General features: G+C 72.7%; 21 protein-coding genes. 16 read left to right on the plus strand and 5 right to left on the minus strand.

What is annotated here, in order from left to right; genetic code table 11:
* Positions 1 to 125: 125 nt before the first annotated feature.
* Positions 126 to 962: a siderophore-interacting protein gene (locus P3L51_RS22440; RefSeq protein WP_354607074.1), complete on the minus strand. Its 837-nt coding sequence runs from the start codon at positions 960 to 962 to the stop codon at positions 126 to 128.
* Entirely contained in the window at positions 959 to 1,693 is a 735-nt protein-coding gene (locus P3L51_RS22445) for a hypothetical protein (protein WP_354607075.1), read from the minus strand. The genes P3L51_RS22440 and P3L51_RS22445 overlap by 4 nt, the downstream gene beginning before the upstream one ends.
* A 65-nt stretch (positions 1,694 to 1,758) precedes the next feature.
* On the opposite strand from P3L51_RS22445, the gene P3L51_RS22450 reads away from it, so the two are divergent.
* The 3 genes from P3L51_RS22450 (at position 1,759) to P3L51_RS22460 (ending at position 4,840) form a co-directional block, all read left to right on the plus strand.
* A complete protein-coding gene (locus P3L51_RS22450) occupies positions 1,759 to 2,817 on the plus strand; it encodes a FecCD family ABC transporter permease (protein ID WP_435594504.1) in 1,059 nt (352 codons plus the stop codon).
* Positions 2,814 to 3,932: a FecCD family ABC transporter permease gene (locus P3L51_RS22455; RefSeq protein WP_354607076.1), complete on the plus strand. Its 1,119-nt coding sequence runs from the start codon at positions 2,814 to 2,816 to the stop codon at positions 3,930 to 3,932. The genes P3L51_RS22450 and P3L51_RS22455 overlap by 4 nt, the downstream gene beginning before the upstream one ends.
* A 92-nt stretch (positions 3,933 to 4,024) precedes the next feature.
* Positions 4,025 to 4,840 carry an ABC transporter ATP-binding protein gene (locus tag P3L51_RS22460; RefSeq protein WP_354607077.1) on the plus strand — a complete coding sequence of 272 codons (816 nt, stop codon included), beginning with the start codon at positions 4,025 to 4,027 and terminating at the stop codon, positions 4,838 to 4,840.
* A 51-nt stretch (positions 4,841 to 4,891) separates the two neighbouring features.
* Here P3L51_RS22460 and P3L51_RS22465 read toward each other — a convergent pair whose 3' ends face one another.
* Complete coding sequence (locus P3L51_RS22465) at positions 4,892 to 5,239, minus strand: SCP2 sterol-binding domain-containing protein (protein WP_354607078.1); 348 nt, start codon at positions 5,237 to 5,239, stop codon at positions 4,892 to 4,894.
* 42 nt (positions 5,240 to 5,281) lie between these two features.
* Here P3L51_RS22465 and P3L51_RS22470 point away from each other — a divergent pair, with 42 nt between their 5' ends.
* From P3L51_RS22470 to P3L51_RS22490, 5 genes are all read left to right on the plus strand, one after another.
* Positions 5,282 to 5,596 (plus strand): hypothetical protein, encoded by a 315-nt coding sequence (locus P3L51_RS22470; RefSeq protein ID WP_354607079.1) that lies wholly within the window; start codon positions 5,282 to 5,284, stop codon positions 5,594 to 5,596.
* A gap of 7 nt (positions 5,597 to 5,603) precedes the next feature.
* Positions 5,604 to 6,419: a TlyA family RNA methyltransferase gene (locus P3L51_RS22475; RefSeq protein WP_354607080.1), complete on the plus strand. Its 816-nt coding sequence runs from the start codon at positions 5,604 to 5,606 to the stop codon at positions 6,417 to 6,419.
* A gap of 56 nt (positions 6,420 to 6,475) precedes the next feature.
* The gene (locus tag P3L51_RS22480) at positions 6,476 to 7,396 is read left to right on the plus strand and encodes an NAD kinase (RefSeq protein ID WP_354607091.1); all 921 of its coding nucleotides are present in this window, start codon (positions 6,476 to 6,478) and stop codon (positions 7,394 to 7,396) included.
* 516 nt (positions 7,397 to 7,912) lie between these two features.
* Complete coding sequence (recN, locus tag P3L51_RS22485) at positions 7,913 to 9,634, plus strand: DNA repair protein RecN (RefSeq protein WP_354607092.1); 1,722 nt, start codon at positions 7,913 to 7,915, stop codon at positions 9,632 to 9,634.
* A gap of 188 nt (positions 9,635 to 9,822) precedes the next feature.
* Positions 9,823 to 10,932 carry a glycosyltransferase family 4 protein gene (locus P3L51_RS22490; RefSeq protein WP_354607081.1) on the plus strand — a complete coding sequence of 370 codons (1,110 nt, stop codon included), beginning with the start codon at positions 9,823 to 9,825 and terminating at the stop codon, positions 10,930 to 10,932.
* Positions 10,933 to 11,004: 72 nt separating this feature from the next.
* On the opposite strand, the gene P3L51_RS22495 is transcribed toward P3L51_RS22490, so the two are convergent.
* Both P3L51_RS22495 and P3L51_RS22500 read right to left on the minus strand, forming a co-directional pair.
* Complete coding sequence (locus P3L51_RS22495; RefSeq protein WP_354607082.1) at positions 11,005 to 12,636, minus strand: PucR family transcriptional regulator; 1,632 nt, start codon at positions 12,634 to 12,636, stop codon at positions 11,005 to 11,007.
* A gap of 101 nt (positions 12,637 to 12,737) precedes the next feature.
* Positions 12,738 to 14,546 (minus strand): glycoside hydrolase family 15 protein, encoded by a 1,809-nt coding sequence (locus P3L51_RS22500; RefSeq protein ID WP_354607093.1) that lies wholly within the window; start codon positions 14,544 to 14,546, stop codon positions 12,738 to 12,740.
* Positions 14,547 to 15,286: 740 nt separating this feature from the next.
* On the opposite strand from P3L51_RS22500, the gene pyrG reads away from it, so the two are divergent.
* The 8 genes from pyrG (at position 15,287) to scpB (ending at position 25,802) form a co-directional block, all read left to right on the plus strand.
* On the plus strand, positions 15,287 to 16,945 hold the full coding sequence (pyrG, locus tag P3L51_RS22505; protein WP_354607083.1) for a CTP synthase: 1,659 nt from the start codon (positions 15,287 to 15,289) through the stop codon (positions 16,943 to 16,945).
* A gap of 94 nt (positions 16,946 to 17,039) precedes the next feature.
* A complete protein-coding gene (locus P3L51_RS22510; protein WP_354607084.1) occupies positions 17,040 to 17,666 on the plus strand; it encodes an NUDIX domain-containing protein in 627 nt (208 codons plus the stop codon).
* A gap of 621 nt (positions 17,667 to 18,287) precedes the next feature.
* Positions 18,288 to 20,636: a tetratricopeptide repeat protein gene (locus P3L51_RS22515; protein WP_354607085.1), complete on the plus strand. Its 2,349-nt coding sequence runs from the start codon at positions 18,288 to 18,290 to the stop codon at positions 20,634 to 20,636.
* A gap of 142 nt (positions 20,637 to 20,778) precedes the next feature.
* Entirely contained in the window at positions 20,779 to 21,894 is a 1,116-nt protein-coding gene (ald, locus tag P3L51_RS22520; RefSeq protein ID WP_354607094.1) for an alanine dehydrogenase, read from the plus strand.
* Positions 21,895 to 22,263: 369 nt separating this feature from the next.
* Positions 22,264 to 23,388, plus strand: coding sequence for a ParA family protein (locus P3L51_RS22525; protein WP_354607086.1), 1,125 nt, complete (start codon positions 22,264 to 22,266; stop codon positions 23,386 to 23,388).
* A complete protein-coding gene (locus P3L51_RS22530; RefSeq protein ID WP_354607087.1) occupies positions 23,385 to 23,972 on the plus strand; it encodes a hypothetical protein in 588 nt (195 codons plus the stop codon). The genes P3L51_RS22525 and P3L51_RS22530 overlap by 4 nt, the downstream gene beginning before the upstream one ends.
* Positions 23,973 to 24,021: 49 nt before the next feature.
* On the plus strand, positions 24,022 to 25,170 hold the full coding sequence (locus P3L51_RS22535) for a segregation and condensation protein A (protein WP_354607088.1): 1,149 nt from the start codon (positions 24,022 to 24,024) through the stop codon (positions 25,168 to 25,170).
* A complete protein-coding gene (gene scpB, locus P3L51_RS22540) occupies positions 25,167 to 25,802 on the plus strand; it encodes an SMC-Scp complex subunit ScpB (protein ID WP_354607089.1) in 636 nt (211 codons plus the stop codon). Before P3L51_RS22535 ends, scpB begins: the two co-directional genes overlap by 4 nt.
* Positions 25,803 to 25,878 lie beyond the last annotated feature (76 nt).

The following is a 25,878-nucleotide window of genomic DNA, read 5'->3' on the forward strand; positions in this document are numbered from 1 at the left end:
ACGCGTCGATCCGCGACGCGTCGATCGCCGGGCGGCTCGGCCGAGCCGCCCGGCGATCGAGGACACGGGAGCGCCGGAATCCGGCACGCGAAACCCTGCCGTCCGCGAAACCCCGCCGGGGGGCGCTACGCGTCCTCGCCCGAGCTCAGCAGCTCGTCCTCGGAGGTCCCGCGCCGCCAGTAGCCGGTGAACTTCACCGCCTTGCGGTCGATGCCGCGCTCGCCGACGAGGTGTCTGCGTACGGCCTTGACCGTCGCCGACTCGCCCGCGATCCAGGCGTACGGCGTGCCGTCCGGCAGGTTGTCGGCCGCGCGGATCGCGTCCTCGGTGGTGGGCGCGGACTCGTCCCGTACGAGCCAGGTGACGTGCGCGTCGGCCTTGGTGGGAAGTTCCCACCGGTCGGCGGCGTGCTGGAGCGAGATCCAGACCCGGGCGGGCAGGCCCGGCGGCAGGGACTCCAGGATTCCGGCGACCGCCGGGAGCGCGGACTCGTCGCCGGTCAGCAGGATCCAGTCGGTGCCGTCCGGCGGTCGGAAGTCGTAGCCCGCGTTCTCCTCGTGGATCGGGGCGAGGATCCCGGCGCGGGCGCCGTGCGCGGCGTTCAGTGCCCACTGGGTGGCCGGTCCCTCCTCGGATCCCGGCGGCAGTTCGTGCACGGCGAAGTCGACGTCCAACTCCTGCGGGTCGCGGCGCAGTTCGCGCACCGTGTACGTCCGCATGACGCCCCGTACGGCCGGATCGAGGGCGCGCCACGCGTCCCACCAGTGCCCGTCGTCCGGGCCGGGCAGGACAGGGGCGTCCTGGCCTGGTCGCGGCAGGAACAGCTTCACGCGCTGGTCCCGGCCGGCCGTGGCCGTGCGCGCGATGTCGTCACCGCCGAAGGTGACGCGGACGAAAGAAGGCGTGGGGCGGGTCGTACGCAGCACCCGCAGGGTGAAGAACTGGAACGGCGCGTCGGTCATCGGGCCAGGCTCCTCGACTTCGTGATGGCTGCGGTGAGTTGTTCGAGCACGGGTGCGTAACCGGCGTAGCTGTAGCGCTTCTCCATGGACCAGGGGGTGATCTGGCCGGCCTTGACGGCGGGCAGCCGGTTCCAGGTGGGCCGCCCGGCGTCATCCGTCATGGCGTGGACCTTGAGACCGCCGTCCTTCTTCTTCGCCGCCGCGGCCTGACGCGGTGTCCTCTCCGCCCTGTCGAAGCGGGCCTTGGCGTCGACGGCCTTGCGGGCGGTGATGCCGACGCTCGGTGCGAGGGCCTCGATCTTCGTCACGCTCTCGGCCGGCACGTACCAGAGGTCCGGCGGCGGGAACATGTTGCTGATGAGCGGGTCGGGCTCCAGAGCCGCGTACTTCTCGATGTTGAACTCGCCCCACGCCTTGCCGAGACCGGTCAGCTTCGTCAGGTCGAGCTCACCGGCCTGCGGGTTGGGCTTGCCGCCGATGGGGTCGGTCGGGCCGAGGACTCCCACGCACTCGACGCCGTAGTCGTGGAGCGCGGCGGCGGCGCTGACGAACGCGACCACCCTCTGCGGCGGTTGGCCGGTCCGCGCCGTCCTGCCCCGGTCGTCCTCGAAGCTCCAGCTCCTGTCGCCGCAGGCGGTGAGCAGGGCGCCGAGTCCGAGGGCGCCGGTGTCCGACAGCGGTCGGCGCCGGGTGAGGGGGAGCCCGGCAGGAACCGGAAGGGGACTGTTCACGACGGTGCTTTCCTCGTGGCTTCCCGCTGGAGGATCATGCATGAGGGTAGGCTAACCTAACTCCCGTGTTGGTCGACAGTCCCCCCGAATCCGAACAGAGCGCGGAGCCCGTACCGCCCACCGTGACCCGCAAGCGCCGTACGCTGCGCGCCGCCGGGCTGCTGGTGTCCGTCGGTGTCCTGCTGCTTGTCTGTGCCGCCGGTATAGCCGTCGGCGCCAAGTCGATACCGCTCGGCGACGTATGGCACGGCTTGTTCCACAACTCCGGCACCGGCAACGACGTGATCGTCGTCGACGTCCGGCTGCCCAGGACACTGCTCGGGCTGCTCGTCGGCGCGGCGCTCGGCCTCGCGGGCGCGGTGATGCAGGCGCTGACCCGCAACCCCCTCGCCGAACCGGGGCTGTTGGGCGTCAACGCCGGCGCCGCCGCGGCCGTGGTCTCCGCGATCAGCTTCTTCGGCGTCACGTCCATCGGCGGCTACGTGTGGTTCGCGTTCGCCGGCGCGGCGGTCGTCTCCGTGGTCGTGTACGCGCTCGGCGGCAGCCGCGGCGCCACCCCCGTACGGCTCGCCCTCGCCGGCACCGCGGCCACGGCGGCCCTCTTCGGCTACGTCAACGCGGTACAGCTGCTGGACTCGGCGGCCCTCGACCGGCTGCGCTTCTGGACCGTGGGGTCCCTCGCGTCGGCCGACATGTCGACCGTCGGCAAGGTGTGGCCGTTCATCGCCGTCGGCATCGCGCTCGCGCTGTTGATCGCCCGGCCGCTGAACGCGCTGGAGATGGGCGACGACACCGCCAGGTCGCTGGGCGCCAACCTGACCCGTACGCGCGTCCTCGCCATGGTCTGCGTCACCCTGCTGTGCGGCGGCGCGACCGCGGCCTGCGGGCCGATCGTCTTCGTCGGCCTGATGGTGCCGCACCTCGTACGGGCCATCACCGGGCCGGACATGCGGTGGATCCTGCCGTACGCCGCCGTGCTCTCGCCCGTCCTGCTGCTGGGCGCCGACGTGATCGGGCGCGTCGTCGCGCGGCCGGCCGAGGTGCAGGTCGGCATCGTCACCGCGATCGTCGGCGGGCCCGTCTTCATCCAGCTCGTACGTCGCAAGAGGATGGCCCAGCTGTGAGCGAAGACCTGACCACCGAGACCGCCACCACCACCGCCGCCGGAAAGGGCGGGCGGAGGCGACCGGCGCGCGCGGTCCGCACCGCCACGCGCTCGGTCCGCACACCCGGCGGTCTCTCCCTCCGGTTCGACGTCCGCTCCGGCCTCGTCGTCCTGCTGCTCCTGGCCGCCGTGTGCGCGATGTCCGTGGTCCTCATCGGACAGGGCGACTTCCCGATGGCGCCCGGCGATGTCGTGGCGACCCTGCTCGGAAACGGCACGGTGGCACAGGAGTTTATCGTCCAGGACCTGCGGCTGCCGAGAATCCTGGTGGGCCTGCTCGTGGGCGCGGCCCTCGGGGTCGGCGGGGCGGTCTTCCAGTCCATCTCCCGCAATCCGCTGGGCAGTCCGGACGTCATCGGCTTCGGCCAGGGCGCGACCGTCGGCGCGCTCACCGCGATCGTCGTCTTCCAGGGCGGCTCGGCCGCCGTCGCGGGCGGCGCCGTCGTCGGCGGCCTGCTGACCGGTACGGGAATCTATCTGCTCGCCTGGAGACGCGGCGTGCACGGCTACCGGCTGGTCCTCATCGGCATCGGCGTCGCCGCGATGCTCACGGCGGTCAACCACTACCTGATCACCAAGGCCAGCCTCATCGACGCCACGCGCGCCGTGCTCTGGATGACGGGATCGCTCGACGGCCGGGACTGGGCGCAGGTCTGGCCGCTGCTCGCCGTCTGCGCCGTACTGATCCCGCTCGCGCTCGGCTACGGACGGCCGTTGCGCATGCTGGAGATGGGCGACGACGCGGCGTACGCGCTCGGGGTACGGGTCGAACGCACCCGGCTCGTCCTGATGGGCGCCGCCGTGCTGCTCGTCTCCGTCGCCACCGCCGCGGCCGGGCCCATCACCTTCGTCGCCCTCAGCGCGCCTCAGCTGGCACGCCGGCTGACCCGCTCGCCGGGCCCCAACCTCGGCCCGGCCGCGGCGATGGGCGCGCTGCTGCTGCTGGCCGCCGACTGGGCCGCGACGTCGGCGTTCGGCGACCGCCTGCTGCCGGCCGGTGTGGTGACCGGGGTGCTCGGCGGCTGCTATCTGCTCTGGCTGCTGGTCACCGAGCGCAAGGCGGGGCGTATTTGAGCGCCGGGGCGCCCGTCGGCCAGTCCCCCGCTCCCGCCACCCCTGCCACCGACTTCTCCGTCCCCGCCCTCCGCACCCCCAGGAGTACGACCATGCAGCGCCTCACGGCGGAAACGGTGACCCTCGGCTACGACCAGCGGGTCATCGCCCGCGATCTGTCGGTCGAGATCCCCGACAACTCGTTCACCGTGATCGTCGGCCCCAACGCCTGTGGGAAATCGACCCTGTTGCGGGCCCTGTCGCGGATGCTCAAGCCCTCCCGGGGCCGCGTCCTGCTCGACGGTGCGGCCATCCACTCCATGCCCGCCAAGAAGGTCGCCCGGACACTGGGACTGCTGCCGCAGTCGTCCATCGCGCCGGACGGCATCACGGTCGCCGACCTCGTCGCCCGGGGCCGCTATCCGCACCAGGCGCTGTTGCGCCAGTGGTCCCCGGAGGACGAACGGATTGTCGAGGAGTCGATGGCGTCGACCGGTATCGGCGAGCTGGCGGATCGGTATGTCGACGAATTGTCCGGCGGCCAGCGGCAGCGGGTCTGGATCGCCATGGCGCTCGCCCAGCAGACCCCGTTGCTGCTCCTGGACGAGCCCACCACGTTCCTGGACATCCAGTACCAGATCGATGTCCTCGACCTCTGCGCCGATCTGCACGAGACCCAGGGCCGTACGCTCGTCGCCGTCCTGCACGACCTCAACCACGCCGCCCGCTACGCCACGCACCTCATCGCCATGCGCGAGGGCGAGATCTACGCCGAGGGGCCGCCGGCCGAGGTCGTGACCGCGGAGCTGGTCGAGCGCGTCTTCGGGCTCCGCTGCCAGGTCATCGACGACCCCGAGACGGGCACCCCGCTGGTCGTCCCGGCCGCGCGCGGGGCGCGGCACGGCGTGCCCGTGGGGCCGGCCAAGTGAGCCGTGGGCGCGCCCTGCGGGGGCCGGGCGGCGCGTCGCGAGCGGAGTCGTTCAGAGCAGCGAGCGCAGCCGCAGCAGATCGCGGAAGCCCGCTTCGAGTCTGACCCGCCCCGAGCCCCACGCCTTGGCGAAGTTCAGCTCGCCGCCGACCATGGCGACCAGATCGTCGCCCGCCATGGCGAGCCTGATCTGCGCCTTCTCACGCGGCGGGCCGTCGTGGGTCTCCAGCACCTCGATCCGGCCGTCGTCGATCCGGCCCGTGAAGGTCGTGTCGAGGTCGGTGATGTGGCAGCTCAGCGAGCGGTCGAAACCGCTCGCCCCGCGGATCCCGTCGTCCGCCCGTGCCATGTTGTCCGAGAGCTTGTCGAGTGCGCTGCGGCACTCCTCCTTCGTCGCCATCGTGAGCGACGGTACCGCAGGGCTTCGCGGTAGCGTCTGGGTATGAGCGACGAGACGGCGGGCCCGGCCGGCCAGGAGCACGCCTCCCCTCCACCGGAGTCCCCCGACGCTGTCCACGACCCCGCGGCCCCCGCGCCGCTCGGCATCGAGCGCGTCCCCACCGGCAGTCCCGAGGTGGACGGGATCCTGGCCGGACTGGGTCACGCCGACCACCTCCCGGCGGACGGCCACCTCGACGTGTACGAGGATGTGCACCGGGGCCTGCGCGACGCGCTGACCGCGCTCGACGTACGCCCCGCATCTGGCCAGGTCGCCCCCCGACCCGGCCCCTCGCCGTCGTACGACCACAGGAGCTGAACCGAACGTGGCAGGAGTGGCACGCCAACGCCTCGACGCCGAGCTGGTACGCCGCAAACTCGCGCGCTCACGCGAGCACGCGACCCAACTGATCGCCGCGGGACGGGTGACCGTCGGCGGCGCCACCGCGACCAAGCCGGCCACCCAGGTCGAGAAGAGCGCCGCCCTGGTCGTCGCCGAGGACGGTGGCGACCCCGGGTACGTCTCGCGCGGCGGCCACAAACTCGCGGGCGCCCTCGCCGCCTTCGTGCCCCGGGGCCTGCGGATCGAGGGACGCAGGGCGCTGGACGCGGGCGCGTCGACGGGCGGCTTCACCGACGTTCTGCTGCGGGCCGGGGTCCGGCAGGTCGTCGCCGTCGACGTCGGCTACGGGCAACTCGCCTGGTCTCTCCAGAGCGATGAACGCGTCACCGTCAAGGACCGTACGAACGTACGTGAGTTGACGCTGGAGATCATCGAAGGAGAGCCGGTGGACCTGATCGTGGGGGATCTGTCGTTCATTCCGCTGGGCCTGGTGCTGCCCGCGCTGGCGCGGTGCGCCGCGCCCGACGCGGACCTGGTGCTCATGGTCAAGCCGCAGTTCGAGGTCGGCAAGGAACGCCTCGGCAGCGGTGGCGTCGTGCGCAGCCCGGAGCTGCGGGCCGAGGCCGTACGGACAGTGGCGCGCAAGGCGGCGGAACTCGGCCTCGGGACCCGCGGTGTCACCGCGAGCCCGCTGCCCGGACCCGCCGGGAACGTCGAGTACTTCCTGTGGCTCACCGCCGGGGCGCCCGATGTCGACCCGGCCGATGTCGACCGTGCTGTGGCGGAGGGACCCCGTTGACGACGAACGCGGAACAGACGGCTCAGGCCGCTGCGGAGCCGGGCGTGGCGCAGGGCGTGGAGCCGGAAGCGGGGCCGGCAGCGGAGCGCCGCACGGTCTTCCTGCTGGCTCACACCGGCAGGCCCGCCGCGATCCGCAGCGCCGAACTGGTGGTGCGGGGACTGTTGCGCCACGGCCTCGGTGTACGGGTGCTGGCCGCCGAGGCGGCCGACCTGCCGCTCCCGGCGGCCGTCGAAACCGTCCCGGCGGGCACGTCCGGCGCGCTGAACGGCTGTGAACTGCTGATCGTGCTCGGCGGCGACGGCACGCTGCTGCGCGGCGCCGCCTTCGCGCGCGCCTCGGGGGTGCCGATGCTCGGCGTCAACCTGGGCCGCGTCGGCTTCCTCGCGGAGGCGGAGCGCGACGACCTCGACAAGGTCGTCGACCGGGTCGTGACCCGCGCGTACGAGGTCGAGGAACGGATGACCATCGACGTCCTCGTGCGCAGCAACGGCACTGTCGTGCACCGGGACTGGGCGCTCAACGAGGCGGCCGTGCAGAAGGTCTCGCCCGAGCGGATGCTGGAGGTCGTCCTGGAGATCGACGGGCGGCCGGTGACCGGCTTCGGCTGCGACGGCATCGTCTGCGCCACGCCGACCGGTTCGACGGCGTACGCCTTCTCGGCCGGCGGCCCCGTGGTGTGGCCGGAGGTGGAGGCGCTGCTGATGGTGCCGATCAGCGCGCACGCGCTGTTCGCGAAGCCGCTGGTGACGTCGCCGAAGTCGGTGCTCGCGGTGGAGGTGCAGCAGCACACGCCGCACGGGGTGCTGTGGTGCGACGGACGCAGGACGGTGGAGCTGCCCGCGGGCGCGCGGGTGGAGGTACGGCGCGGGGCGGTGCCCGTACGGCTGGCGCGACTGCACCAGGCGTCGTTCACGGACCGGCTGGTGGCGAAGTTCGCCCTCCCGGTGGCGGGGTGGCGCGGGGCGCCGCACTAGGTCGTGTCTCCCGACGGCGTGGGGACGGAGGAGGGCCGCCGCGCCCTCGGCGACGGGCGCGGCGGTGGTCTCCGGTACGTCCCCGCCCGCCGGGAGCGGGCGGAGGGCGGCGTACGGCGGCAGGCCGACCGCTGGGTGCGGTGCGGTGCGGTGCGGTGCGGTTCCGCTTCAGCGGGCCGCGGGGTCTCCACGGCTTTCACGAGTACACGGTCGATAACACCGCAGACGGTGCCGTACCGCACCATCTCCTCACCACGCGGCTGTGCGGCGCCGCGCGATTCCCCCGGCCGCTCCTCCGACGCCGGCCGCACGACGCCCTGGTCGAGGACGGTCTCGGCCGCGCGGGAGAGGGTGCGCAGGTCAGGGTGGATCCCATACGTACGGCTCCCGCGCCGCGCCCTGCCCGCGAGATGAGCCGATACCGGCCCCCTGAGCGGCCCCGTGACCGAACCGGAGGGCGGGGGCCGTCGCACACCGGGCTCCGGACCTCGTAAGGTCGTGTCCGTGTTGGAGGAGATGCGGATACGGTCGCTCGGGGTCATCGACGACGCGGTGGTCGAGCTGTCGCCGGGCTTCACTGCGGTGACCGGCGAGACCGGCGCGGGCAAGACCATGGTCGTCACCAGCCTGGGGCTGCTGCTCGGCGGTCGCGCCGACGCCGCCCTGGTGCGGATCGGTGCCAAGGCCGCGGTGGTGGAGGGGCGGCTCACCATGGCCGCCGACGCCCCGGCGGCCAGGCGTGCGGAGGAGGCGGGCGCCGAACTCGACGACGGCGCGCTGCTGATCAGCCGGACCGTCTCGGCCGAGGGGCGCTCACGCGCCCATATCGGCGGGCGTTCCGTGCCGGTGGGCGTGCTGGCCGAGCTGGCGGACGACCTCGTCGCCGTGCACGGGCAGACCGACCAGCAGGGCCTGCTGCGGCCCGCGCGGCAGCGGCAGGCGCTCGACCGGTACGCGGGGGGCGCGGTCGCCGCGCCGCTCGCCACGTACACGGACGCGTACCGGCGGTTGCGGACGGTCGCCACCGAGCTGGCGGAGCTGACCACCCGCGCCCGGGAACGGGCGCAGGAGGCGGACCTGCTGCGCTTCGGGCTGAACGAGATCGCCGCCGTCGAGCCCCTGCCGGGCGAGGATTCCGAACTGGCCGCCGAGGCCGAACGGCTCGGCCACGCCGAGGCGCTGGCGGCCGCGGCGTCCGTCGCCCACGCGGCGCTCGCCGGCAACCCCGAGGACCCGGCGGAGGGCGGCGACGCGACGACGCTCGTCGGCGGCGCGGGACGCGCCCTGGAAGCCGTACGGTCCCACGACCCGGCCCTGGCCGCGCTCGCCGACCGGATGGGCGAGATCGCGATCCTGCTGGCGGACGTGGCGGGCGAACTCGCCGGTTACGCCGACAATCTGGACTCCGACCCGCGGCGGCTCGCGGTGGTCGAGGAGCGGCGGGCGGCGCTCACCGGGCTGACGCGCAAGTACGGCCAGGACATCGACGGCGTGCTGGCCTGGGCCCAGGAGAACGCGGCACGTCTGACCGAACTCGAAGGCGACGACGAGCGGATCGGCGAGCTGACCGCCGAGCACACCACCCTGTTGGGTGAACTCTCCGGTCTGGCACAGGCGTTGACCGACGCCCGCACGGAGGCGGCGGCGCGCTTCGCGGAAGCCGTCACCGCCGAACTCGCGTCCCTGGCCATGCCGCACGCGCGCGTCTCCTTCGACGTGACGCAGAACGAGGACCCGAACGGTGTCGAGGTGGACGGCCGCCCGGTGGCGTTCGGCCCGTCCGGCGCCGACGAGGTCGAACTGCTGCTGGCCCCGCACCCCGGCGCCCAGCCGCGGCCGATCGCCAAGGGCGCGTCCGGTGGTGAGCTGTCGCGCGTGATGCTCGCGGTGGAGGTGGTCTTCGCCGGGTCCGATCCCGTACCGACGTACCTCTTCGACGAGGTGGACGCGGGCGTCGGCGGCAAGGCGGCGGTCGAGGTCGGCCGGCGGCTCGCGAAGCTCGCGAAATCCGCGCAGGTGGTGGTCGTGACGCACCTGCCGCAGGTGGCGGCCTTCGCCGACCGGCAACTGCTGGTGGAGAAGAGACACGACGGCTCGGTGACGCGGTCCGGTGTGACCGTCCTCGAAGGCGAGGACCGGGTACGGGAGTTGTCGCGGATGCTGGCGGGCCAGGAGGACTCCGAGACGGCCCGCGCGCACGCCGAGGAACTGCTCGCGACGGCCCGCGCGGACGCGTAGGGCCTGTCCGGCGGGCCTCGGACCGGCGGTACCGTACAAGGTGCGCGTCGCCGGGTCACTCGTGTGAGTGATGTTGGGTGGGGAGCCGGGCGACCGACACACCCGCGACGCCCCCTCGGTGCCGGAAGGTCCGTACCGGCTGGCATCCTTGGCGCAGCACACACCACCGGAACAGGAGCCTTGGACTCGTGACACAGCTGCGTACGGTCCAGGTGCTCGGCGGTGGCAGCGCGGGCAGCAGCGCGCACGTCAGGTCGCTGTCGGCCGGGCTCGTCGCCCGGGGCGTACGGGTCACGGTCTGCGCGCCGGACTCGCTGGAGCGGGTCTACGACTTCCGGGGCTGCGGCGCCGACCATGTGCCGGTGGCCCGGCGCGGCGATCCCGTCTCCCTCGGGGCGCTGCGGGCCGCGTGCGCCGCCGCCGACGTGGTGCACGCGCACGGACTGCACGCCGCCGTACGCGCGGCGGTCGCTCTCGGCGGGCAGCGCGTGCCGCTCGTCGTCACCTGGCACACCCGCGTACACGCGGACGGGCCGCGCGGCCATCTGCTGCGGCTGCTGGAGCGAAGGGCCGTCCGGGCGGCGGCCGTTGTGCTCGGCGCCTCGTCCGAACTGGTCGACCGGGCCCGCAAGCGCGGCGCCCGCGACGCGCGCCTCGCGCCGGTCGCCTTCCCGGCCCCGCGCCGGGCCCCGGCGCCCATCGACGACGCCGAGTACGACGACGGCGGCAAGGCCCGCGCCGAACTCGGCGCGGTGGGGCGGCCGTTGCTGATGGCGGTCGGCAGCCTCGTACCGGACCGGGGGTACGGCACGCTGCTGGACGCCGCGAGGGCGTGGCGGGGTCTCGACCCCGAACCGCTGCTCGTCATCGCCGGCGAGGGCCGCGAACGGGCCGCGCTCCAGGGGCGGATCGACAACGAGCGCCTGCCGGTCAGCCTCGTCGGCCGCCGCGACGACGTGACGGAACTCCTGGCCGCCGCGGACATCGCGCTGCTGCCCAGCCGCTGGGAGGCCCGGTCGCTGCTGGCCCAGGAGGCGCTGCGGCTCGGCGTCCCCCTGGTCGCCACGGCGGTCGGAGCCGTCCCCGAACTGGTCGGCGACGCGGCGGAGTTGATCCCGTACGGCGACGCCACCGCGCTCGCGGACACGGTGGCCCGTCTGCTGGCCGACCCCGACCGGCGCGCGCAACTCGCGGCGGCGGGCCCGGTCCGCGCGGCGACGTGGCCGACGGAGGACCACACGATCGCCCAAGTGCTGAGCGTCTACGACGAACTGACGCAGCCCTCACCACCGCGCTGACGCGGCCACGGCGCGGCGTGAGCGCGACGGGCGACCCGACGGGCCGTGCTGTCCGGCCCGCGCCGGACCCGCTCAGCCGACGTGGCGCCGCGCGCGCAACGCCAGGCTCAGGGCCAGCACCGTCTGCGGGTCGTCCAGGTCCGTGCCGAGCAGTTCGGAGATGCGGGCCAGCCGGTTGTAGAGCGTCTGGCGGTTCAGGTGCAGTTCGCGCGCCGTCTCCGCCTTGCGGCCCGCGTGGTCCAGGAACGTCGTCAGCGTCGGCAGCAACGGGGCGCGGGAGACACGGTCGTGGGAGAGCAGTGGGCCGATCGCGCGGTCCACGAACGCCGACAGGTCCGGGTGGTCCCGCAGCCGCCACAGCAGCAGGTCGATGTCCAGCCGCCTGGCGTCGTGCCACGGCCGTTCCGGCAGGCCGCCCGCCGCCGCGGCGGTCTCCGCCGCGTGACGCAGTCCCGCGCTCGCCGCCGCCCAGCCGCCCGGGACCCCGACGACCACCACGGGCCGCCGGCCACCGGGACGCTCCAGGCCGGCCCGTTCCACGCCCGCCCGCAGCGCCGCGGCCACCCGGTCGGCCACCGCCGCGCGTTCGGACTCGGAGCGCAGCCCGAGCAGCAGTGGCACGCGGCCCTCCACCGGACGTACGCCCAGCAGAACCGGCACTCCCAGGGACGCCAGCTCCTCCAGCACGGCCCGTGCCAGCGGCGCCCAGTCGCCCCACGGAGCCGACTCGGGGCCCAGCCGCATCACCACCGGCATCAGCGGCCCCTCGCCCGGCCGGAAGCCCAGCACCGCGGCCTGCGCGGGCGCGTCGTCCGCCGCGACACGGCCCTCCGCGAGGTCGGTGAGGAAGTCGCCCCGGCCCCGCGCGGCCAGCTCGTCCTCCTGGCGCGCCTGCATCAGCACGACCGCCAGGATGCCCGCCGCCCGCTCGGCCGCCATCCGGTGCACGGGGAGCAGCGGGGCCGACACCGGAGGCAGTACGAGCCGGGCGCGTACGGCACCGGCCCCGTGCCCGCCACCGGGCACGTCCACCAGCACCGTGCCCGCCGGCGGCCCCGCCTCGCGGTCGGCCCGCCGCGCCCGCAGTCCCTCCCACACCTGGAGCGGTTCCGCGGCCGTCGGCGGTCCCGACGCGCCGGCCGCCGCGTACAGCAGCTGCCCGTCGGCGGTCTCCAGGAAGACGGGGTTGCCGGCGAAGTCGGCGAGGATACGCAGCACCTGGGGTACGCCGCCGCCGTCGAGCAGCGCGTCCGTGCACCGCCGGTGGACCTCCTCGGCCTGGCGCAGCAGCGCGTAGTGGCCGTTGACGATCTCGGTGTGGACCTCCTCGGTCACCGAGACGAACGGCACCTCGCGGTGGAGCTGCACCAGCGGCAGCCCGGCCGCCCGCGCCGCCTCCACGACCGCGGCGGGCAGCCGCCCGAACCGCGGCCCCAGCTCCACGACCAGCGCCGCGATCCCGCGGTCGGCGAGGGTGCGCACGAAGGCGCGCTGTTCCGCGGGGCGGGTGCCCAGCCCGATGCCGGTGGTGAGCAGCAGCTCGCCGCCCTTGAGGAGGGACGCGATGTTCGGCACCTCGCCCGCGTGCACCCAGCGCACGGTGCGGTGCAGCCGGTCGGCCCCGGCGACGACCTCCGGGAGCCCGCCACGGAGCCCCGGCAGCTCCAGGGCCCGTCGCACGGTGATTCCCGCCTGATCGTCCATGGATCGGACGCTACCCGGCCCGCGCGCCGGTGTCCGTCCCGGATGTCTCCGGGACGTCTCCGGACCCGCGCGGGCCGCTCCACCGGGTGTCACCCCCGGCCTCAGCCTCCGTACGCCCCCGACGCCGTCAGCCGCAGCGCCGTGTCGATCAGCGGCACATGACTGAACGCCTGCGGGAAGTTGCCGACCTGCCGCTGGAGCCGTGAGTCCCACTCCTCGGCGAGCAGCCCCAGGTCGTTGCGGAGTGCCAGCAGCTTCTCGAAGAGCTTGCGGGCCTCGTCGACCCGGCCGATCATCGCGAGATCGTCGGCCAGCCAGAACGAGCAGGCCAGGAACGCGCCTTCGTCGCCCTCCAGACCGTCCACGCCCGCGTCGTCGCCCGAGGTGGGGTAGCGCAGGACGAAGCCGTCCTCCGTGGACAGCTCGCGCTGGATCGCCTCGATGGTGCCGATGACGCGCTTGTCGTCCGGCGGCAGGAAGCCCATCTGCGGGATCAGCAGGAGTGAGGCGTCCAGCTCCTTGGAGCCGTACGACTGTGTGAAGGTGTTGCGTTCCTTGTCGTAACCCTTCTCACACACGTCGTGGTGGATGTCGTCGCGCATCTCGCGCCAGCGCTCCAGCGGGCCGTCCGCGTCGCCGGACTCGATCAGTTTGATCGTCCGGTCGACCGCGACCCACGCCATCACCTTCGAGTGCACGAAGTGGCGGCGCGGTCCGCGCACCTCCCAGATGCCCTCGTCCGGCTGGTCCCAGTGGGTCTCCAGATACTCGATCAGCTTGAGCTGGAGCAGCGAGGCGTAGTCGTTGCGTGCCAGGCCCGTCATGTGCGCCAGATGCAGGGCCTCGGTGACCTCGCCGTACACGTCGAGCTGGAGCTGGTGCGCCGCGCCGTTGCCGACCCGGACGGGGCCCGAGTTCTCGTACCCCGGCAGCCAGTCCAGCTCCGCCTCGCCCAGCTCACGCTCGCCCGCGATCCCGTACATGATCTGGAGATTCTCGGGGTCGCCGGCGACGGCCCGCAGCAGCCACTCGCGCCAGGCGCGGGCCTCCTCGCGGTAGCCGGTGCGCAGCAGCGAGGACAGGGTGATGGCGGCGTCGCGCAGCCAGGTGTAGCGGTAGTCCCAGTTACGGGAGCCGCCGATGTCCTCGGGCAGCGACGTGGTGGGCGCGGCGACGATGCCGCCGGTCGGCGCGTACGTCAGGGCCTTCAGCGTGATCAGCGAGCGGACGACGGCCTCGCGGTAGGGGCCGTGGTACGTGCAGTGCTCGACCCACTCGCGCCAGAAGTCCGACGTCGCCTCCAGCGATCCCTCGGGGTCCGGCAGCGCGGGCGGCTGCCGGTGCGAGGGCTGCCAGCTGATGGTGAAGGCGACACGGTCGCCGGGCGCCACGGTGAAGTCGGAGTACGTCGTCAGGTTCTTGCCGTACGTGTCCGCCTCGGTGTCGAGCCAGATCGAGTCCGGCCCGGCCACGGCGACGGTGCGGTTGTCCACCTGGTGCACCCAGGGCACCACCCGGCCGTAGCTGAAGCGCATCCGCAGCGCCGAGCGCATAGGCACCCGGCCGCTGACGCCCTCCACGATCCGGATCAGCTGCGGCGCGCCGTCACGCGGGGGCATGAAATCGGTCACTCTGACCGTGCCGCGCGGCGTGTCCCATTCCGATTCCAGGATCAGGGAGTCGCCCACGTAGCGGCGCCGGTCGGCCCGCGGTGGTTCGGCTCCCGCCGGAGAGGCCGGTCCGAGCCGCCAGAAACCGTGTTCGTCGGTCCCCAGCAGCGCCGCGAACACGGCGTGTGAGTCGAAGCGGGGCAGGCACAGCCAGTCGACTGTGCCGTCCCGGCAGACCAGGGCGGCGGTCTGCATGTCTCCGATGAGTGCGTAATCCTCGATGCGCCCGGCCACGTGCATCTCCAGTCGAACGGCCACGTTCGCCCCGGGGGGCGCTTACTGCGGTCAAGGGTCGTTGACGAGCTCTTTTTCCGGGAACACGGGCGGGATATTGCCGTTTGCCGGCCGGACTCGGCAGCGAATGTCCGAGCAGGATACGACGCACCCCGGAGATCCGCGCAGGTGTCCCGGCAACACAAGTGAGCCGAACGAGTGGGCCAAGACTGACACAGCCCGGGCCGCCGCACGTCCGATGACGTGCGGTGACGGTTCGACGACTGAGTGCCGACGGTCCGGTGACCCTGGGGTGATCGTTCGGTGACAGTCCGCTGATCATCAAGGCTCACAGGGTTGATCAACTTGTGATCTCGGATCGGCGCCGGAGGGTCCGGGAAGGCCGTGGACGCGGACGCTGCGTTGGCTGGAAACCGCCCCTGATCTACCCCTGACAAGTCCCCGGTGTCGATGTGGCCGGGCCGCCGCCACGAGGCGATCCCGGGCGCGCCCGCGCTCACGCGCCGTGCCCGTTCCCCGGGGTGGGCGCGCGGTCGGCGCAGGCCCGGAGCGTGGTCGAAGGGAACGTGCCCCCGCCGTCGCTGATACCCTGGTGGCCCGTGGGCGGATGGCCCCCCAGCGCTTCTCAGGGGCCCCGAACCGCAGCGACGGCACCCCTCCAGATCCACCGGTTCGCGCCGGTGATCCCTCGGACAGGGGCGTCGGTACGCACCTCAGACCGCGACCACGGGAGCCCCCTCTTGGCCATGCCGAACCGATCCTCGACCTCCTCGACGACCAAGCACATCTTCGTCACCGGGGGCGTCGCTTCCTCCCTCGGCAAGGGCCTGACCGCCTCCAGCCTGGGGGCCCTCCTCAAGGCGCGGGGCCTGCGGGTCACCATGCAGAAGCTCGACCCGTATCTGAATGTCGATCCGGGCACGATGAACCCGTTCCAGCACGGTGAGGTGTTCGTCACCAACGACGGCGCCGAGACCGATCTGGACATCGGGCACTACGAGCGCTTCCTGGACGTCGACCTCGACGGCTCGGCCAACGTCACCACCGGCCAGGTCTACTCCACGGTCATCGCCAAGGAGCGGCGCGGCGAGTACCTCGGCGACACCGTCCAGGTCATCCCGCACATCACCAACGAGATCAAGCACCGCATCCGGCGCATGGCGACCGACGACGTCGACGTCGTCATCACGGAGGTCGGCGGCACGGTCGGCGACATCGAGTCGCAGCCGTTCCTGGAGACCGTCCGCCAGGTCCGCCACGAGGTGGGCCGCGACAACGTCTTCGTCGTGCACATCTCGCTGCTCCCGTACATCGGCCCCTCCGGAGAGCTGAAGACCAAGCCCACGCAGCACTCGGTCGCCGCGCTGCGGAGCATCGGTATTCAGCCGGACGCGATCGTGCTGCGCGCCGACCGCGAGGTGCCCCTCTCGATCAAGCGCAAGATCTCGCTGATGTGCGACGTGGACGAGGCGGCCGTGGTCGCGGCGATCGACGCGAAGTCCATCTACGACATCCCGAAGGTGCTGCACACCGAGGGCCTGGACGCGTACGTCGTACGGAAGCTGGACCTGCCGTTCCGCGACGTCGACTGGACCGTCTGGGACGACCTGCTGGACCGGGTGCACAACCCCGACCACGAGGTCACCGTCGCGCTCGTCGGCAAGTACATCGACCTGCCCGACGCGTATCTGTCGGTGACGGAGGCGCTGCGGGCCGGCGGCTTCGCCAACAAGGCGCGGGTCAAGGTCAAGTGGGTCACCTCGGACGACTGCAAGACGCCCGCGGGCGCGGCGCGGCAGCTCGGGGACGTCGACGGCATCCTGATCCCCGGCGGATTCGGCGAGCGCGGGGTCACCGGCAAGGTCGGGGCGATCCAGTACGCACGCGAACAGAAGATCCCATTGCTGGGTATCTGCCTGGGCCTCCAGTGCATCATCATCGAGGCCGCGCGCAACCTCCTGGACAACCCGGACGCCAACTCCACTGAGTTCGACGCCGCGACGGCCCATCCGGTGATCTCCACGATGGAGGAGCAGCTCGCCTACGTGGAAGGCGCCGGCGACCTCGGCGGCACGATGCGGCTCGGCCTGTACCCGGCGAAGCTCGCGGACGGCTCGATCGTGCGGGGCGTCTACGACGACCAGCCGTACGTGGAGGAGCGCCACCGTCACCGCTACGAGGTCAACAACACCTACCGCGCCGAGCTGGAGAAGAAGGCGGGTCTCGTCTTCTCGGGCACGTCGCCCGACAACAAGCTCGTCGAGTACGTGGAGTACCCGCGCACGGTGCACCCGTACCTGGTCGCCACGCAGGCGCACCCGGAGCTCCGGTCGCGTCCCACGAGGCCGCACCCGCTCTTCGCGGGGCTGGTCAAGGCCGCCGTGGAGCGTCAGCAGGGCGCGTAGGGCGCGGACCCGAGGCGATAACGTTGACCGAGGTACGGCTCTCCCGGGCACCGGGATCCGTGCCTCGGTTTCCGCTGTGTGGGAGGACGTTTCGATGGCGATCAAGGACACCCCCGAGGAGTGGCGGATCACGGCCACGGCGACGCCGTTCCGGGGCAACAAGACCAGCGTCCGTACGGACGACGTGGTCATGCCCGACGGTTCGGTCGCGCGCCGTGACTACCAGGTCCATCCGGGTTCGGTGGCGATCCTCGCCCTGGACGAGTCGGACCGCGTGCTGGTCCTGCGCCAGTACCGGCATCCCGTCCGCCAGAAGCTGTGGGAGATCCCGGCCGGCCTGCTCGACATCCCCGGCGAGAACCCGCTGCACGCGGCGCAGCGGGAGCTGTACGAGGAGGCGCACGTCAAGGCGGAGGACTGGCGGGTGCTGACGGACGTCTACACCACGCCGGGCGGCTGCGACGAGTCCGTACGCGTCTTCCTGGCGCGCGACCTGTCGGAGGCGGAGGGCGAGCGCTTCGACGTCTCCGAGGAGGAGGCGGACATGGAGCAGGCGCGGGTGCCGCTGACGGAGCTGGTACGGGGCGTACTGGCGGGCGAGCTGCACAACAACGCGCTCGTGGTGGGCGTGATGTCGCTGACGGCGGTGCTGGCGGGGGACGGTCCGGGCGCGCTGCGTCCGGCGGACGCGGAGTGGCCGGCGCGGCCGTTCGAGGCGTGAGGGCGGGGAGTCGGGGCCCGGTCCCGGCCCCGACCCAGTAAGACGAACTGCTGATCCGATTGGGGGATTTGTCGCCGCGCCCGCGCGGTTCGTCGCACAGCGTGAACTACGCTCGAATCACCCGTGCGGACACCCGCCGGGCTCGACTCGTGCGCACCCCGCCGAACGGGCGAGGGAAGGAGCGTGGCCGTGACGGACCAGGCGGTGGACTTGGACGGCGGATCCTCAACTCCCCCCGAAACGGCGCCACCTGACGACACGTCAGCAGTCAGGCCCGCCCCGCCCCGCCGTCGCCGGAGCGCTCGTACGAGGGTGGACTCCGACGGCGTGTCGACGCCGGACGAGCAGGTTCCCGAGGCGGCTGCGTCAACCGCTCGCGCGCGCCGGACCTCTGACCGCCGGTCAGCCACCACCTCGTCGAAGGCTGACGCCCCCGAACCCGATCCCGCGCGCAAGAAGTCCACTCCACGCGGCGGCGCCGAAACGCGGACGGGCCCGCCGACCGCCACCCGTGCGCGACGGGCGTCCGCCGGCGCCCCGGCGGCCCCGGAGGGCGCCGGCGGTACGGGCGCCGGACGCCGGAAGCCCGCCCCGCGCGGCGCAGAGGCGCGGGCCGACCGCGTGCCGGCCGCCGGATCCTCGGCGTCGTCGACCCCGACCGCGCCGGAGGACACCCCCGGCCCGCCCGACTCCGCCGCACCGGCGACGACGCCCCCTGACCTGGTCACGGCGAAGGAGCTCGACGCCCCGGCCCCGGCGGAGGCGGAGGCCGCGGCCGGTCCACGCGGCGGAGCCGCGGCGCCCGCCGGCCCTTCGGTTCCTCCGGCCGTGCCGTACGCGGACGAGGGTCCGCATGTGGGGCCGCCCGCCCGGCCGGTCTCCGGTGGTTCCGCGCCGTCATCCGACCGGCGGGGCGCCGACACGCGCGGGGTCCCTCCCGCCGCCGTCCGCGCCGCGCCCCCCACCGCGAGCCGCACCGCGTCACCCAGCCCCGCCCGCTGGTTCTTCGGGCGGCAGCGGGAGTTGAAGGCTCTGCACACCGACATCGAGCGGGCCGGACTCAACACCATCGCCGGGCGCGGGGCCGCCCATACCCGGGTGCTGCTCATCGCGGGGCAGCGAGGGGCCGGACGGACCGCGCTCGCGCGGGAGTTGGCGCGGCAGGTGGGACGGCGGTATCCGGACGGGGTGCTGCACATCCGGCTCACCGAGCCGGGCGGTGAGCCCATCCCCGTCGAGCGCACCGCACGCGACCTCCTCGGTGAGTTCGACATCCCCGTGCCGGCCGGCGCCGGTGACGACGAGCTGTCCGAGATGGTGCGCGAGGCACTGGCCGTACGCCGTGTCCTGCTGCTCCTCGACGACGCGCACGACGCCGAGCAGGTCGACCTCCTGCTCCCCGAGAATCCGGACTGCCTCGTCGTCGCCGTCGCGCGCGGCCCGCTCACCGGTATCCCGGACATCCGGCCGTGCACCATCGGCGGCCTGGACGCCAAGGCCGCGATCGAACTCCTCGGAACCTTCACCGGATCCGTACGGATCACCGTCGACCCGCAGGCCGCCGAGTCCCTGGCGGAGGAGTGCGGTGGCCAGCCCGCCGCGCTCGCCCTCGTCGGCGGCTGGCTCGCCGCCCACCCCAGGGTCTCGGTCGCCGATGTCGCCAAGCGGCTGCGCGCCGTCCCCGAGGACCTCGGACAACCGCAGAGCTCCCGCCTGTTGGCGCGTGCCTTCCGGTTCGTGTACGAGGACCTGCCGCCCTCCACCGCCGGGATGCTGCGGCTGCTCGCACTCGCCCCCGCCGGATTCGCCGACGCCCACACCGCGTCCGCGCTGGCGGGATGTTCCGTCTCCGCGGCCAGTGCGGCGCTGGACGATCTCGCCGCGCTGAACCTGCTGCGCCCGGCCGGGGAGCAGTTCGAGATCATCGGCGCCCTCGCCCCGCTGATGCGCGCGCTGCTGCGGGCGCACGACCGCCCCGGTGAGGTGCAGCTCGCCAGGGCCCGGATGCTGGAGCGGACCGTACGGCTGCTCCAGTCGTGCCGCGCCGTCACCGAGCCCGACGGCTCCCCGGCCCGTAAGAAGCACGCCGCGCTGCCCCGCGCCGTGCGCTTCCCGACCACCCGGGCCGCCGCCGACTGGCTGCGGTCCCGCAGGCCCGCCCTCCTGGCGTCCGCCCGGCTCGCCGTGGCCGACGGCGAGCTGGACACCCTCGCCCGCAGGCTGGTCTCCGCGCTCGTGCGGGCGCTCGCCGCGCACCAGGGCACGGACGCGGCGGCGCCGGACCTGTACGGGCTCCACCAACTCGTCCTCGGTGTCGCCGAGCGTCAGGGACTGCACCGCGAGGAGGCCGCCGCGCTGCTCAACATCGGCGATCTGGACGCCAGGTCGGGCCGTACGCACGACGCCCTGGCCCGCTACCGGACCGCCCTGGACGCCGGAAGGGCCGCGAACGACCACTACGCCACCGGCCGCGCGATGGAATCCGTGGGCGGCGCCTACCAGGAACTCCAGGACTGGCACCGCGCCGCCGACTGGTACGGCCGCGCCCTCGCGCAGCGGCTCAGCCGCGGCGAGCGGGCCGACGAGGCGCGGCTGTACGGACGGCTCGGCACCGTCCACACCTACGCGGGCCGCTACGGCGAGGCGCTGCGCCACTGGCGCGCCGCCGCGGCGGGCCACCGCAGGCTCCGGGACCTCCCCGGCCAGGCCCGCGCGCTCAGCGAGGCCGCCAGGGTCCAGGAGTACGCGGACCGTCCCGAGGAGTCGCTGCACACCTGCCAGGAGGCCGTGGAGTACGCGCGGCTGGCCGGCGACACCCGTCTCCAGGCCGCGCTGGAGCTCCGGCTCGCGGACACGCTGGACCGTCTCGGCGACCCTACGGCGGCCCGGCTGCACCGCAACGCCTCCGATCGTCTGCTCGGAACCGACACCTCCACCTACGAAATCCGTAGCACCTCGGCAGAAGGTTGATGCTTTGCAAGGCTAGACAGCGGGAAGTCCTTCATTAGACTGGCTCTGTCGTAACCGGCAACGATGCCTTCCGATGCGCCGTCGGCGTATGGGTTTGGGGGGCATTGCCCGAGTAACCCCTGAGCCAAGGACCGTGATCATCGTGCTCGTCGGCATCCCCCGCGAGGTCAAGAACAACGAGTTCCGGGTGGCCATCACCCCCGCCGGAGTGCACGAGCTCGTGCGCCACGGTCACCAGGTCGTCATCGAGCGGGACGCCGGCGCCGGCTCCTCCATCACGGACGCCGAGTTCACCGCCGCCGGCGCCCGGATCCTGCCCACCGCGGACGAGGTCTGGGCCACCGCCGACCTCGTACTGAAGGTCAAGGAGCCCATCGCCGAGGAGTACCACCGCCTCCGCAAGGACCAGACCCTCTTCACATACCTGCATCTCGCCGCCTCCCGCGAGTGCACGGACGCGCTGCTGAAGTCCCGCACCACCGCCATCGCGTACGAGACCGTCGAGACCGCCAACCGCCGCCTCCCGCTGCTCGCCCCGATGTCCGAGGTCGCCGGCCGGCTGGCCCCGCAGGTCGGCGCGTACCACCTGATGCGCTCGGTGGGCGGCCGTGGCGTGCTGCCGGGCGGCGTTCCCGGTACGGCTCCGGGCCGCGCCGTCGTCATCGGCGGCGGTGTCTCCGGCTGGAGCGCCACGCAGATCGCCGTCGGCATGGGCTTCCATGTGACGCTGCTCGACCGGGACATCGACAAACTGCGCGAGGCCGACAAAGTCTTCGGCACAAAGGTGCAGACCATTGTCTCCAACGCGTACGAACTGGAGCGCGCGGTCGTCGAGGCCGACCTCGTCATCGGCGCCGTTCTGATCCCCGGAGCGAAGGCCCCGAAGTTGGTCACCAACGCGCTCGTGGCCAAGATGAAGCCCGGAAGTGTACTTGTCGACATTGCAATCGATCAGGGTGGTTGCTTCGAGGATTCACACCCCACCACCCACGCCGAGCCGACCTTCCGGATCCACGACTCGGTCTTCTACTGCGTCGCCAACATGCCGGGCGCCGTGCCGAACACGTCGACGTACGCGCTGACCAACGCCACACTTCCCTACATCGTGGCGCTCGCCGACCTCGGCTGGACCGAGGCGCTGCGCCGTGACCCGGCGCTGGCCAAGGGCCTCAACACCCATGACGGGCAGGTCACTTACGGTTCCGTGGCCGAGGCCCACGGCCTTCCGTACACCGAACTGGCCACCGTTCTGGCCTGACCCGTCAACGGCGTCCGTCAACCTCGCGCCCCCGGCCGGATCTTGCTCGGCAAGGTCCGGCCGGCTGTGTGTCCGGCCACTTCCGGGCCCGCGCTCAACTCGCCTCGAACGTAACCCTTTAACCCTTTCGCGCCCGTGTGAAGCGCCTCGGCGGGGGTCTGCGCGCCCTTGACACAAGGGTGTTCGGTTGCCGACACATCGGGCCGGGTCCGGCGGATTGTGTTGCTGCGGAGTGGTGACACGCCATAGAGTCGCCAACCGTCGGCATGGTGCCACGCTGACCTATCGATAAGTTTCCTGGTCACGTCCAAGGAGGTAAGACGACTTGTGAATGAGTCGACATTTACTCCCGGGGGTGGTCAACCAGGAATGCCTGTGATGGGCCACCGGAGCCCGTCGTCCGGGCTAGAGGCCGTCGGCTCCGTCGCTGTCCGCACCTTCACCACCCATCAGCACCTGACGACAGCCCACCAGACGATGGACGGCCAACACGTGAACGCCATGGCCGGCAACGAGAGTGGCCGAGAGTCCACCCACTTCGCCGACTTCGACGAGGTGCCCGAGGGGCACTTCTACGACCCCGACGCCGAGTACGAGCCCGACCCCGAGTACGCGGCCACCCTCGCCCCCGACGCGGCACGCCAGCGCCGCGAGCGAATCGGCCCGACCGGGCGTCCCCTGCCGTACTTCCCGATCCCCGGCCCGGTCACCGACCACGGCCCCGCGAAGATCATCGCGATGTGCAACCAGAAGGGCGGCGTCGGCAAGACCACGTCGACCATCAACCTGGGCGCCGCGCTCGCGGAGTACGGACGGCGGGTGCTGCTCGTCGACTTCGACCCGCAGGGCGCCCTGTCCGTCGGTCTGGGCGTCAACCCGATGGAGCTCGACCTCACGGTCTACAACCTGCTCATGGAGCGGGGCATGTCGGCCGACGAGGTGCTCCTGAAGACCGCCGTGCCCAACATGGACCTGCTCCCGAGCAACATCGACCTCTCGGCCGCCGAGGTGCAGCTGGTGAGCGAGGTGGCCAGGGAGTCCACGCTCCAGCGGGCGCTCAAGCCTCTGATGCAGGACTACGACTACATCGTGATCGACTGCCAGCCGTCGCTCGGTCTGCTGACCGTGAACGCGCTGACCGCCGCGCACAAGGTGATCGTCCCCCTGGAGTGCGAGTTCTTCGCGCTGCGCGGTGTGGCCCTGCTCACCGAGACCATCGAGAAGGTCCAGGAGCGGCTCAACCCGGAGCTGGAGCTCGACGGCATCCTCGCCACGATGTACGACTCCCGCACGGTGCACAGCCGCGAGGTCCTGGCGCGGGTCGTCGAGGCCTTCGACGATCACGTCTACCACACGGTGATCGGCCGGACCGTGCGCTTCCCGGAGACCACGGTCGCCGGTGAACCCATCACCACCTACGCCTCCAACTCCGTGGGCGCCGCCGCCTACCGCCAGCTCGCCAGGGAGGTGCTCGCCCGGTGTCACGCCGAGTGAGTCTGCCCGGGGCCGACGAGCTGTTCCGTACGACCGGGGGCATGGCGCTCCAGGCTTCCTCGCCGGGCGACCGGCGGCGTACCGCGAACGGTGAGCCGCGGGTCCCGGCACCGGCCCAGGAAGGCGACCAGGGCGCCGAACAGCCGGGGGCCGCGAAGGCGGCGGCACCGGCACCGGCCCAGGAGCACTCGGCGACCGACGCGGACTCGTCGGCGACGTCCCGCAGCCGCACCCCCGACCAGGAGCAGCAGCGCCGGCCCCAGGGGTCGCAGGACGGCGGCGGTAACGGCGGTGGCGGCGGTGGTACGCCCACCGTCGGCCAGCAGGGCGGTCAGCGCCGCCGAGGGGGCCGCGGGGCCAACCGCCGCCCCAGCGGGCGCGAACGGCACGACGAGAAGATCACGGTCTACGTCTCCGCCGAGGAGCTGATGGACCTGGAGCACGCGCGTCTGGTGCTGCGGGGCGAGCACGGGCTCGCCGTGGACCGGGGGCGGATCGTCCGCGAGGCGGTCGCCGTGGTCCTCGCCGACCTGGAGTCGCGCGGCGACGCGAGCATTCTCGTACGGCGCCTGCGCGGGCGCTGAAGGTAGCCTCGGCGGGCCACGCCTCGCTCCTCCCGCCCCCTGGACCGCCATGCCGCCGACCGACGACCCCGCCGCCCGTTCGTCCCGCCGCGCGCTGGGGCGCGGGCCGGGGGCGGGTGGCGCGGCGGTCGAGCCGCCGGCCGCGGAGCCGGACGAGCCGTCGGTGGTGCCGGTGGTGCCGGTGGTGCCGGAGCCCGTGGTGCCCGGGCCGGCGAAGCCCGAGCCGGAACCGGCGCCTGAGCCGGAGCGCGCGGCCGAGCCCGTACCGAAGCCGGAGCCGGAGCCGGATCCCGTACCCGAGCCCGTCCCCGTACGCGGCGAGGGCACCGCTCCCCAACCCGAGCCCGACGACGGGCGGTTCACCGTTCGGCTCGCGAACTTCGAGGGGCCCTTCGATCTGCTCCTCCAGCTGATCTCGAAGCACAAGATGGACGTCACCGAGGTCGCGCTCTCCAAGGTCACCGACGAGTTCATGGTGCACATCCGCGCCATGGGGCCCGACTGGGACCTCGACCAGACCACCGAGTTCCTGGTCGTCGCCGCGACGCTCCTCGACCTCAAGGCCGCGCGCCTGCTGCCGTCCGCCGAGGTGGAGGACGAGGGCGACCTGGCGCTGCTGGAGGCCAGGGACCTGCTCTTCGCCCGGCTGCTCCAGTACCGCGCGTACAAGCGGATCGCCGAGATCCTCAGCGCCCGGCTGGACTCCGAGTCGCGGCGCTACCCCCGTACCGTCGGCCTGGAACCGCACCACGCCGCGCTGCTCCCCGAGGTCGTCATCAGCATCGGCCCCGAGGGCTTCGCCGCACTCGCGGTCAAGGCGATGCAGCCCAGGCCCACGCCGCAGGTGTACATCGACCACATCCACGCGCCGCTCGTCTCCGTCCAGGAGCAGGCGGGGATCGTCGTGGCGCTGCTGCGGGCGGCCGGCGAGGTGAGTTTCGCGACACTCGCCGAGGGCGCCCCGGACACACTCACCGTCGTGGCGCGCTTCCTCGCGCTGCTGGAGCTCTACCGGGAGAAGGCCGTCGCCCTGGACCAGGACGAGGCCCTGGGGCCGCTCATGGTGCGCTGGACGGGCGGGGACGACGACGGGACGCCGAGGGTGACGGACGAGTTCGACCGCCCGCCCGACCCCGTGGACGTCACGGACCCGAAGGAAACGAAGAAAAAGAAGAACGAGAGCGAGGAGAAGGTGTGAGCGAGCAGCCGACGGTCGCCGACCTCGATCTCAAGCCCGCCCTGGAAGCGGTCCTCATGGTCGTCGACGAGCCCGCGACCGAGGAACACCTGGCCAAGGTCCTGGACCGGCCGCGCCGGGCGGTCGCCGACGCGCTGCGCGAGCTGGCCGACGAGTACACCGTCCAGCGGCGCGGATTCGAGCTGCGGCTCGTCGCGGGCGGGTGGCGTTTCTACTCGCGGCCCGAGTACGCGGAGGCCGTCGAGGGCTTCGTGCTCGACGGCCAGCAGGCCCGGCTCACCCAGGCCGCGCTGGAGACCCTGGCGGTCGTGGCGTACCGCCAGCCGGTCAGCCGGTCGAGGGTCTCGGCCGTACGCGGAGTGAACTGTGACGGGGTCATGCGGACCCTCCTCCAGCGCGGTCTGGTCGAGGAGGCGGGAGCGGAACCCGAAACAGGTGCGATCCTGTACAGGACGACGAACTATTTCCTGGAGCGGATGGGCCTGCGTGGTCTGGACGAGCTTCCGGAACTCGCGCCCTTCCTTCCGGAGGCGGACGCGATCGAGGCCGACACCCTGGAAGGCGTTCCGTCGTTCGATCCGGACGCACCGTACGCCCCGGACACTCACGCAGACGACAAGACGGACATTTGATGCGAAGCAACGGCAGGAACAGCGGAAGCGGCAGCGGCAACCGGAGCGGCGGTGGCGGCGGCCGGGGAGCCGCGGG

The sequence above is a fragment of the Streptomyces panacea genome (assembly GCF_040560175.1).
Lineage (GTDB): Bacteria > Actinomycetota > Actinomycetes > Streptomycetales > Streptomycetaceae > Streptomyces > Streptomyces panacea.

Bases quoted from the DNA above. Each gene is read 5' to 3' on its own strand.
- pyrG (WP_354607083.1), top strand. From the start codon at position 15,287: ATGCCGAACCGATCCTCGACCTCCTCGACGACCAAGCACATCTTCGTC.
- P3L51_RS22460 (WP_354607077.1), top strand. From the start codon at position 4,025: ATGCAGCGCCTCACGGCGGAAACGGTGACCCTCGGCTACGACCAGCGG.
- P3L51_RS22470 (WP_354607079.1), top strand. From the start codon at position 5,282: ATGAGCGACGAGACGGCGGGCCCGGCCGGCCAGGAGCACGCCTCCCCT.
- recN (WP_354607092.1), top strand. From the start codon at position 7,913: ATGCGGATACGGTCGCTCGGGGTCATCGACGACGCGGTGGTCGAGCTG.
- P3L51_RS22440 (WP_354607074.1), bottom strand. From the start codon at position 962: ATGACCGACGCGCCGTTCCAGTTCTTCACCCTGCGGGTGCTGCGTACG.
- P3L51_RS22525 (WP_354607086.1), top strand. From the start codon at position 22,264: ATGCCTGTGATGGGCCACCGGAGCCCGTCGTCCGGGCTAGAGGCCGTC.
- P3L51_RS22465 (WP_354607078.1), bottom strand. From the start codon at position 5,239: ATGGCGACGAAGGAGGAGTGCCGCAGCGCACTCGACAAGCTCTCGGAC.
- P3L51_RS22510 (WP_354607084.1), top strand. From the start codon at position 17,040: ATGGCGATCAAGGACACCCCCGAGGAGTGGCGGATCACGGCCACGGCG.
- P3L51_RS22500 (WP_354607093.1), bottom strand. From the start codon at position 14,546: ATGCACGTGGCCGGGCGCATCGAGGATTACGCACTCATCGGAGACATG.
- P3L51_RS22495 (WP_354607082.1), bottom strand. From the start codon at position 12,636: ATGGACGATCAGGCGGGAATCACCGTGCGACGGGCCCTGGAGCTGCCG.
- P3L51_RS22535 (WP_354607088.1), top strand. From the start codon at position 24,022: ATGCCGCCGACCGACGACCCCGCCGCCCGTTCGTCCCGCCGCGCGCTG.